Origin of the sequence: Actinoallomurus liliacearum (genome assembly GCF_039542035.1) — a bacterium.
GTDB classification, from domain to species: Bacteria; Actinomycetota; Actinomycetes; order Streptosporangiales; family Streptosporangiaceae; genus Actinoallomurus; species Actinoallomurus liliacearum.
Map to the genome: position 1 here is coordinate 1 of NZ_BAABHJ010000024.1, position 4,284 is coordinate 4,284.

Genomic DNA, 4,284 nt, shown 5'->3' on the forward strand with positions numbered 1-4,284 from the left:
CGCTCGATCGGGGTCGCGGAGTTCCGCACCTCGACACGCAACAACTTCCGGCCCTCAGGAGATACGGCTGTCACTCGTTCAGGGTATGTCGGTATTTCCTCGTGTTGCACAAGGCGGTGCCATAGTGGACGATCTTCCGGGAAAACGCGCGCCCGCGACCCGAACGACGTGGCTCCGTACTCCACGCCGGCCCGCCGTGGCGTCGGCGGGAGGTTGAGATCGGTGTTTTATCTCGTTCTCACCATACGTAGCTGTCGATCTCTCTAAGGTGACGTGGGTGTCGCGTGCGGATGATGTATGACGGAGGTCAGGCGTGCGAGTGGCCATGACGTACCTCAGGCTTCCGGAGGCCGAGGGCGGAGGCGATCCGGGGGCCCGTGCCCGCGCGGTGTTCGGCGGCGGTAACTGGCGGGAGAAGCATCCCGTGCTCCCCGTCGCCGGTGCGTGGCAGGCCCTGCACTACCTGCTGACGGGCGACCCCTGGGACGGCCCGCACCCGGCCGCGGACGTGGTCTGCGGCGGGCGGCTGCTCACCGAGGACGGCGCCGAGGAGCTCGGCGTCGACGTCATCTACCTGACCGCCGAGCGGGTCAAGCTGGCCGCCGACCACCTCGCCGCGACCGAGTTCAAGCGCATCGCCGGGCGCTACGACGCCGAGCGGATGGCCGAGCTCGGCGTCCAGGGCGCGGAGGACTGGGTGGGCGAGCCCGCCGAGGCGATCCGCGACGGGGAGCTGCGCGTGGTGTACGAGCGGCTCACCCGTTTCTTCGAGGCCGCCTCGGCGGAGGGACAGGCCATCTTCAAGGCGATGGGCTGACCTCGCGCACAGGCGCGTCAGGAGGTGACCGGCAGGCCGAGCATCGCGTCGAGTGAGCGGTGCGCGGTGCCGGACACGTCGAGTGCCTCGGCGAGCCGTACCTCGGCCAGCGCGAGGGCCTCCGCGACGGTGACCTCGCGGCCCAGCTCCGCGGAGAGCGACGTGGTGCCCGCGTCGCGGATGCCGCACGGCACGATCTTGTCGAACCAGCCCAGGTCGCAGTCGCAGTTGAGCTCGAACCCGTGCATCGTGACGCCACGGGATACCCGGATGCCGATCGCGCCGACCTTGCGGTCGGGCACGCCGGGCACCCAGACCCCGCTCCGGCCCTCGACCCGCTTGGTGGCCAGGCCCAGGTCGGCGCACGTGTCGATCAGCGCCGCCTCGATCGTGCGGACGTACGCGACGACGTCGACGGGCTCCCGCAGCTTGACGATCGGGTACCCGACGAGCTGCCCGGGGCCGTGCCAGGTGATCTTCCCGCCGCGGTCCACGTCGATCACCGGCGCGCCCGGGTCCCCGATCGGCCGGTCCAGCGGCTCCGTCCGCTTGCCCGCCGTGTAGACCGGCGGGTGCTCCAGCAGCAGGCAGACGTCGGGGATCTCGTCGGCGACCCGCCGCTCGTGCAGCCGGCGCTGCAGCTCCCACGCCTCCTCGTACGGGATCGCCCGCTCGCCGAAGCCGGCGTGGATGAAGACCAGTTCGCTGGAGTTCGCGGGCAGCTCGTCGAGGACGGTGGTGGATTCTTCGCTGACGCTCACGGCCCTCAGCGTACGTGCTCCTAGAAGGACGCCAGCAGCCGAGGCTCGATCCGCGTCTCCTTGACGCCGCCGGAGCCGTCGGCGGCGACCTGATAGGCGCCCTGGCCCTCGACGTACGACACGGCCTGGACGAACTCCGTGCCGACGTAGTGCAGCGCGACCGCCTCGTCGGCGGCGTATCCGTCGGGCAGCGCGCCCTCGGCGACGAGACGCTGCAGCAGCGGCCGGCGCTGCCGGTCGCTGTCGTAGTGGACGCCGCAGGAGTAGGGCAGCAGGCCCAGCCCGTCGGTCAGCGGGCGCAGTTGCGGGCCGAAGGAGTCGGTGGTGCCGCCGACGTGCCAGCACAGCGCTCCGGCGCTCTGCCCGCACAGGACGACGCCCGTACGCCACGCCTCGGCGAACGCGTCCGTGAGGCCGTGCAGGCGCCACAGCGCCAGCAGGTTGGCCACGCTGCCGCCGGACACGTAGATGAAGTCCTGGGCGAGCAGGTGCGCCGCGGGGTCCTCGTGGTTCGGCATCGGGAACAGCGCCAGGTGGCTCACCTCGGCGTCCGTCCCGGCGAAGGCGGCGTAGAAGCGGGCGATCGCGTCGGCGGCGTCGCCCAGCGCCGTCGTGAGGAAGCAGACCCGCGGGCGGTCCTGGCCGGTGAGGTCCAGGGCGTACCGGAGGAGCGGGCTCGGCGTCAGCCCGTAGCGGTCGGTGGGGATGAAGCCGCCGCCGCCGATCGCCACGATGTGCGGTTTACCGTCGGTGCTCATCACTCGCCCTCTCCACTCCACGTCCCACGGCCACCCGTCACGGTACGGCCCCGGGGGCGGGCGGCGCAGGGGGAGTGGCGCGTTCGTTGCGACTTCCTGGAAGAGAGGACACCATGCCGCCCCGGACCAACCGGCCCCGACCGACCTCCCGGTGTTCTCTCCGGCGTTCAGGACAGTAGGGCGGCGAGGGCGCTCGACAGGTCCGGATGCCGGAAGCCGAAGCCCGCGGCGGTGAGGCGGGCCGGCAGGATGCGCTGGCTCACGAGGACGCCCTCGTCGGCCAGCCCGCCCAGCGCCAGGCGCAGCGCGAAGGGCGGCGCGGCGAGGACCGTCGGCCGGTGCAGGGCGCGGCCCAGGGCGGACGTGTAGGCGGCGTTGGTGACGGGTTCGGGGGCGGTGAGGTTCACCGGCCCTTCCAGGGGACCGTCGATGAGAAGGCGCAGCGCCGCGATCGCGTCGGCGAGGGAGATCCAGCTCATCCACTGGCGGCCGTTGCCGAGCCGGCCGCCGAGCCCGGCGCGGAACAGGGGGAGCGTCCGGCCGAGCGCGCCGCCCTCGCGCGCCAGGACGACACCCGTGCGGGGGATCACGACGCGGATCCCGGCCTCGGCGGCGGGCGCGGTGGCGGCCTCCCAGTCGCGGCAGAGCCCGGCGAGGAACCCCTCGCCCGAGGGGCTGTCCTCATCGACCGTACGGTCGCCGGTGTCGCCGTAATAGCCGGACGCCGAGGAGGACACCAGCACCGACGGCCGGTCGTCCATCGCGGCCAGGGCCCGGCAGAGGGTGCGGGTGCCCTCGACGCGGCTGTCGCGGATCTCCTGCTTGTAGCACTCGGTCCACCGGCGGTCGCCGATGCCCGCCCCGGCCAGGTGGACCACCGCGTCGACGCCCTCCAGAGAGGCGGTGTCCACCTCCCCGAACGGATCCCAGTGAACCTCGTCGTCGGCCGTGGGCCGGCGGCGTACGAGCCTGAGAACGGTAAGGCCCTCGTCGCGCAGTGCGCGGACGAGGGCCGAACCGATGAGTCCGGTCGAACCGGTGATGGCGATCTGCACGATCGCAGCTTAGTTAGCGGACCGAACGAAAGGCGGTGCCGACACCGACCTCAAAGGCCGAGCTCGGCCTCGAAGTTGCCCTCCTCCAGGCGGTTCTTCACCGTGGTGAGGAACCGCGCGGCGTCGGCGCCGTCCACGAGGCGGTGGTCGTAGGTCAGCGCGAGGTACACGATCGAGCGCACCGCGATGACCTCGCCGAGCTGCGGGTCGTCGATGACCGCCGGACGCTTGACGACCGAGCCGGTGCCCAGCATGCCGACCTGCGGCTGGTTGAGGATCGGCGTGTCGAACAGCGCGCCACGGCTGCCGGTGTTGGTGATCGTGAACGTGCCGCCCGTGACCTCGTCGGGGCTGACCCGGTTGGTGCGGGTGCGCTCCGCCAGGTCCGCGATCCGCTGGGCCAGGCCGGCGAGGTTCAGCTGACCGGCGTTGTGGATCACCGGCACCATGAGGCCCTTCTCGGCGTCCACCGCGATGCCGAGGTTCTCGACGTCGTGGTAGGTCACCTCGTTGGTCTCGGAGTTGATGACCGCGTTGAGCTTCGGGTGCACCTTGAGCGCCTCGACGGCCGCCTGGGCGAAGAACGGCAGGAAGCTGAGCTTCACGCCCTCCCGTGCCAGGAAGTCGGCCTTGGCGCGCTCGCGCAGTCGCGCGATCTTGGTGATGTCCGCCTCGACGACCGTGGTCAGCTGCGCCGACACCTGCAGCGACTCGACCATGTGCCGGGCGATCGACTGGCGGGTGCGGGACATCTTCTCGGTGGTGCCGCGCAGGCGCGACACCTCCGCCGGGACCGGCGCGGCCGGGCGGGCGGCGGGTGCCGCGGGAGCCTGGGCGGCGGCCGGGGCGGGCTGCGCGAGCGCCGGAGCGGCCTGCGGGGCCGGCTCGGGCGC

The 4,284-nt window shown here is 72.2% G+C and carries 5 protein-coding genes; 1 reads left to right on the forward strand and 4 read right to left on the reverse strand.

From position 1 onward, the window contains the following. Positions 1-313: 313 nt before the first annotated feature. Complete coding sequence (locus ABD978_RS30675; protein ID WP_345362531.1) at positions 314-817, forward strand: DUF1877 family protein; 504 nt, start codon at positions 314-316, stop codon at positions 815-817. Positions 818-834: 17 nt separating this feature from the next. Here ABD978_RS30675 and lipB read toward each other — a convergent pair whose 3' ends face one another. The 4 genes from lipB to sucB form a co-directional block, all read right to left on the reverse strand. Continuing rightward, positions 835-1,539 (reverse strand): lipoyl(octanoyl) transferase LipB, encoded by a 705-nt coding sequence (lipB, locus tag ABD978_RS30680; protein WP_425550782.1) that lies wholly within the window; start codon positions 1,537-1,539, stop codon positions 835-837. A 59-nt stretch (positions 1,540-1,598) separates the two neighbouring features. Then, positions 1,599-2,336, reverse strand: coding sequence for a Type 1 glutamine amidotransferase-like domain-containing protein (locus ABD978_RS30685; RefSeq protein ID WP_345362537.1), 738 nt, complete (start codon positions 2,334-2,336; stop codon positions 1,599-1,601). Between the two features lie 167 nt (positions 2,337-2,503). Continuing rightward, a complete protein-coding gene (locus ABD978_RS30690) occupies positions 2,504-3,391 on the reverse strand; it encodes a TIGR01777 family oxidoreductase (RefSeq protein ID WP_345362540.1) in 888 nt (295 codons plus the stop codon). Positions 3,392-3,441: 50 nt separating this feature from the next. Next, positions 3,442-4,284: 2-oxoglutarate dehydrogenase, E2 component, dihydrolipoamide succinyltransferase (gene sucB, locus ABD978_RS30695; RefSeq protein ID WP_345362543.1), on the reverse strand; the 843-nt coding region annotated here is incomplete at its 5' end.

Bases quoted from the DNA above. Each gene is read 5' to 3' on its own strand.
- ABD978_RS30685 (WP_345362537.1), bottom strand. From the start codon at position 2,336: ATGAGCACCGACGGTAAACCGCACATCGTGGCGATCGGCGGCGGCGGC.